Source organism: Actinocorallia aurantiaca, assembly GCF_039533685.1.
GTDB classification, from domain to species: domain Bacteria; phylum Actinomycetota; class Actinomycetes; order Streptosporangiales; family Streptosporangiaceae; genus Actinocorallia; species Actinocorallia aurantiaca.
In genome coordinates, this window is the sequence record NZ_BAAATZ010000033.1 from 1 (window position 1) to 5,489 (window position 5,489).

A 5,489-nucleotide genomic window follows, 5' to 3' on the forward strand; every position below is an offset into this window, starting at 1 on the left:
GGACGGCGTCGCGCGGCGCGGCCCGGACGACGCCGCGGCGAGTGGCGAGCGCTCCTCGCTCGGCGCGGACGCGGCCGCCACGGCGGATGCGGCGGCCGGTGGGGGGCTGGTGCTGCCGCGGGCGGCGGGGCGGGAAGGAGCACCGGGCATCGCGGGAGTGGACGGGATGGTCGGCGCGGTGCGGGCGGAGGCCGGGCGGGTGCTCGGGCACGCCGGGCCGGTGGCGGCGGACGCGGTCTTCCTGGAGCTGGGGTTCGACTCGCTGCTGGCGACGGAACTGCGGGGGCGGCTGGCGGCCGCCACCGGGATGGACGTGCCGGCGACGGCGGTGTTCGACCATCCGACGCCGGAGGCGCTCGGCCGGTGGCTGGCCTCCGGCGGCGACCGGGCGGAAGGATCGATCGGCGCGCTCTACTGGCAGGCGTGCGCCGACGGCCGGTTCACCGAGGCGCTCGCGCTGGTCAGGGCCGCAGCCGCGCTACGGCCCGCGTTCGACGCCGACGGCGCCGGGCCCGCCCGCGCGGTGCCGCTGACCAGGCCGTCCGGGCCCGCCCCGCGGGTCGTGTGCCTGCCGGGCTTCAGCAGCGTGTCCGGTCCGCACGAGTTCGCGCGGTTCGCCGCCGCGCTCGGTACGGACTACGCCGTCACCGCGCAGGCCGAGCCGGGCTACCTCACCGGAGAGGACCTGCCCGCGACGCTCGCCGCCCTCGTCGAGGCGCACGTCCGCGCCATCGGGGACGGCGCCCCGGTCGTGCTCGCCGGACGCTCGGCGTCCGGCATGCTCGCCCACGCCGTCGCCGAACGCCTGGAGGACCTCGGCACACCGCCGGCCGCGGTGCTGCTGCTCGACAGCTACTCCCCCGACGTCATCGGCGACCGGCCCTGGCTGGAACCGACGCTGACCCGGGCCGTCGCGGCCAAGGAGAGCGGCCACGCGCTGCGCGACGACACCCGCCTCACCGCGATGGGCCGCTACCACGAGCTGTTCACCGGGTGGACGCCCCGCCCGCTGGCCTCCCCCGAGGTCCTGCTCCGGGCGACCGCCCCCTACTCGCCGGACGTCCCGGGCGACTGGCGGGCGGAATGGCGGCCCTGCCGCACCGTCCTGGACGTGCCCGGAACCCATTTCTCGATCCTCGAAGAGGACTCGGCGTCCACCGCGCAGGCGGCACACGCCTGGATCGTCCAGCATCTCCGACTCTGAAGGGTTGACCGTGAAGATCATTATTACCGGTGCCGGTGTCAGCGGCCTGGCGGCGGCCGCCGATCTGGTCGCGCGGGGCCACGAGGTGGAGGTGTACGAGCGGGCCCCGGAACTGCGGGCCGGCGGGAACGGCGTGCTGATCTGGCACAACGCGACCGGGATCCTGCGTGACCTCGGCCTGCCGCTGGAGAGGCTCGGCCGCCGGATGGACACCGCGGACGTCTGGTCGTCGCGCGGCGAACCGCTGATGCGCACCGACCTGACCAGGATCGCCGCGGTCTTGGGCACCCCCTGCATCGCGGCGATGCGCGGTGACGTGTTGAGGCTGCTGGCCGACGCCGTCCCCGAAGGCGTCATCCGGCTCGGCAAGGAGTGCGCGGAGATCGTCGAGCGGCCCGGCGGGGTGACGGTCCGCTTCACCGACGGCACCACCGCCGACGGCGACGTCCTCATCGGCGCCGACGGCTACCGCTCGGCCGTCCGCACCCACCTGTTCGGCGCGGACGACGCCCGCTACACCGGCCTCGCCTCGTGGCACGGCACCACCACCGAGCCGCTCGACCTGGGCGGCGACCACTGCGTGCCGACCTTCTACGGCAGGCAGGGCCTGTGCACCCTGCACCCGGTCGGCGACGGCCGCATCCACTGGTCGTTCGAGGTGCCGTTCGACAACGGGCGGCGCCGGGTGCCGCCGCCCGGCACCGCCCTCTCCGAGGCGTCCCGCAGCGAGGGACGGCGGCTCGCGTCGTCCCGCGAGTGGTTCGGCGGCTGGGCGCCGCCCGTCTCCGACCTGCTCGACGTCCTCAAGGAGGAGGACATCGCCGAGGCCCCGCACACCCTGCACGACGTGCGCAAGTGGTGGGGCCGCGGCCCGATCACGCTGGTCGGCGACGCCGCCCACGCGATCCCCCCGCGCGCCGGCTGGGGCGTCAACCAGGCCCTCGAGGACAGCTGGGTGCTGGGCCACGCCCTCGACGGGCCGGGCAGCCCCGCCGACCGGCTGCGCGCCTACGAGCAGGCCAGGCGCGGCCGGGCCAGGACCGTCCGGGGCCGCGCCAAGATGCTCCGCCACAGCAACCGGCTGCTGCTCGCCCTGCGGCTGACCCGCGACGGCCTGCAGTCCACCAAGATGCTCCAGGCCAACATCCAGAGCAGCAGCAGCTACCTCAACCGCGACCTGCCGCCCGGTACCGCGCGCCCCGCCGCCGAAGCCGTCTGACGACCCCACCGGAGAAGAACGCGCGATGCAGAACGAACTGATCCGTCCTCTGGCCGCCCTTCTTATCGGCCGGGCCGCCGCGCACGGCGACCGCACCGCCTTCGCCGACGACGCCCGCGCCGTCACCTACGCCGAGCTGGAGGCCCGGACCCGGCGGCTGGCCGGGCACCTCGCCGAACGCGGGGTCGCGCGCGGCGCCCGGGTCGTGATCCTGCTCGGCAACCGGGTGGAGACGCTGGAGGCGTACTACGCGGTCAACCGGGCCGCGGCGATCGGCGTGCCCGCGGATCCGCGTTCGGCCGATCCGGAGCTGGCGCGGCTGCTGGAGGCGAGCGGCGCGACCGCGGTCGTCACCGACGAGGCGCACGCCGTCCGGGTGGCGAGGCTGGCGCCGTCCGGGACGCTCCTGGTCGTCGCGGGCGGCCCGGTGGACGGGACGGTCGCGTTCGAGACGCTCGCGACGACCGAGCCCGCCGAGCCGGCCCGCGACGACCTCGGCCTGGACGAGACCGCGTGGATCCTGTTCACCTCGGGCACCACCGGAAAGCCGAAGGGCGTGCGGTCGAGCCAGCGCAACTGCCTGTGGACGGTGGCGTCCTGCTACGCGCCCGTCCTCGGACTGACCGAGACCGACCGGGTGCTCTGGCCGATGCCGCTGCACCATTCCTTCGCGCACGTTTTCTGCGTGCACGCGGCGCTCGCGACCGGCGCGTCCGTGCGGATCATGTCGGGGTTCTCGCCGGACGACGTGCTGGAGCGGGTGCGGACCGGGTCGTTCACGCTGCTCGTCGGGGTGCCGGCGATGTACCAGCGCCTCGTCGCGGCGGCCGGCGACGGCCTGACCGCGCCCGACCTGCGGGTCGGTGTCGTGACGGGCGCCGTCGCGGAGGCGGGGCTGCGGGAGTCGTTCGAGACGGCGTTCAAGGCGCCGCTGATCGACAGCTACGGCAGCACCGAGACCTGCGGCGCGATCACCATGACCCGGCCGGACGGCCGGCAGGTCCCCGGCTCGTGCGGGCTGCCCGTGCCCGGCCTCGGTATACGGCTCGTCGACCTCGAGACCGGCCTGGACGTCCCGGACGGCGCCGAAGGCGAGGTGTGGGTCAGCGGCCCGTCGGTGATGGAGGGCTACCACGAGCAGCCGGACGCCACCGCCGAAGCGCTGCGCGACGGCTGGTACCGCACCGGCGATCTCGCCCGCCGCGGCTCCGGCGGCTTCCTGACGATCACCGGCCGCCTCAAGGAGCTGATCATCCGGGGCGGCGAGAACATCCACCCGGGCGAGATCGAGGCCGCCGTCCGCGGCCTGCCCGGCATCTCCGACGCCGCCGCCGCGCCTCTCCCCGACCACGCCCTCGGCGAGACCCCCGCCCTCTACGTCGTCCCCGCTCCCGGCTTCGACCCCGCCGGGGTCTTCACCGCCTGCGCCGCCGCCCTGGCCCCCCACAAGATCCCCACCCACCTCTTCACGACCTCCGAGATCCCCCGCGTCCCCTCCGGCAAGATCGCCCGCCACCTCCTCCCCGCCAACGCCGCCCGCCTCACCGCCACCCGCGCCCTCCGCCGCGACCGCCTCTTCCACCCCGTCTGGAACCCCCGTACCGACCCGGCCGATGCGAACCCGACCGACGCGGGAGGAGACGAGGCGGGCTCGGGTGCGGAGGCGGTGGTGGTGCTGGGCGAGGATCCGGCCGGCCTGGCCGGGGCCGGGGTGCGGGGCGTGGCGGAGGCTGCGCAGGTGCCGGCGGGAGCCGGGGTCGTCGTCGTGCCGTTCCTGCCGGGAAGCGCCTCGGTGACCGAGGCGGCCGAGGAGCTTCGCAGCCGGGTGGAAGGGGTGCTGGCGGAGGTTCCGGCAGGGGTGCGCGTCGTCGTGCTCACGGTGGGGCCCGTGGTGGCGCCGGTGGGCGCCGATCCGGTGCACACCGTGGTGTGGGGGGTGGTGCGGAGCCTGGCGGCGGCCCGTCCGGGGCGGGTGGGGGCCGCGGACTCCGACGCCGCGCCGGACGCGGCCGGGCCGCTCGTGCGGGTGCTGGCCGAGGGGCTGCCCGAGGTCGCGGTGCGGGCGGGCCGGGTGTTCGTGCCCGCGCTGCGCAGGGCGGCCGCGCCCGGCGTCCTGGAACTCCCCGAGCTCGGCCCGGTGCTCATCACCGGAGGCGGCGTCGGACGGGCGATCGCCCGGAAGCTGACGGCCGAGCAGCGGCCCCCGGTGATCGTGCTGGCAGGCCCCGAGGAGATCGACGAGCTGCCCGAAGGCACCGAGATGACGGTGTGCGACCTGACCGACCCCGGCGCGGTCGCGGCCGTCGTCGCACGCCACCGGTTCACGGCGGTCGTGCACACCGATCCCGACCCCGCCGGACTGTGGACGGTGCACGAGGCGACGCTCGGCCTCGGACTCGACCATTTCGTGATCTTCGAGACGGCGGCGGGGATCCTCGGCGACCCCGCGGACCCGGCCGGCGCGGCCCGCTCGTCGCACGCCGAGGCCGTCGCCCGGCACCGCGGGGCGGAGGGCGAGAGGGCCGTCGCGATCCTGTGGGGCCCGACCAGCGCCCAGGAACTGCCCGACCGGCTGCGCGACCTAGGCCTGGAAGCCTTGTTCCCGGCGGACGCGCTGCCGTTCTTCGACGCCGCGCTCGCCCTGGACGAGCCCGTCCTGGTGCCGCTGGCCCTGGACACCTCGGCGCTGTCCGCCGCGACGGCCCCGCCGCTGCTGCGCGACCTCGCCCCGGACGTCGCGGGCGAGACCCCGGACGGCCTGCGCGACCGCCTCCTGGCGCTGCCGCCGGCTCGCCGCCGCACCGAGATCGCCGACGTCGTCCGCGCGGAGGCGGCCGAGGTCCTCGGCGAGCCCGGCCCCGTCCCGGGCGAACGGTCCTTCGCCGACCTCGGCATGACGTCGCTGACCGCCGTCAGGCTGCGGAACCGGCTCGCCGCCCGCTTCGGGATCCCGCTGCCCGTCGCCGTCGCGTTCGATCATCCGACGGCCGCGTCCCTCACCGACCGCCTCGTCACCGCGCTCCTCGGCGGAGACCGCCCGGCCGCCGCCGTCCACGCGGACGATCT

3 protein-coding genes are annotated in these 5,489 nt (G+C 76.2%); all 3 read left to right on the forward strand.

Features of this window, described 5'->3' with window-relative positions; all coding sequences use genetic code 11:
- Positions 1 to 1,204 (forward strand): thioesterase domain-containing protein (locus ABD327_RS31980; RefSeq protein WP_344456234.1); only part of this gene is annotated, 1,204 nt, incomplete at its 5' end.
- Between the two features lie 10 nt (positions 1,205 to 1,214).
- Positions 1,215 to 2,423: an FAD-dependent monooxygenase gene (locus ABD327_RS31985; protein ID WP_344456236.1), complete on the forward strand. Its 1,209-nt coding sequence runs from the start codon at positions 1,215 to 1,217 to the stop codon at positions 2,421 to 2,423.
- Positions 2,424 to 2,448: 25 nt separating this feature from the next.
- On the forward strand, positions 2,449 to 5,489 hold a 3,041-nt coding region (locus ABD327_RS31990; RefSeq protein WP_344456239.1), incomplete at its 3' end, for an AMP-binding protein.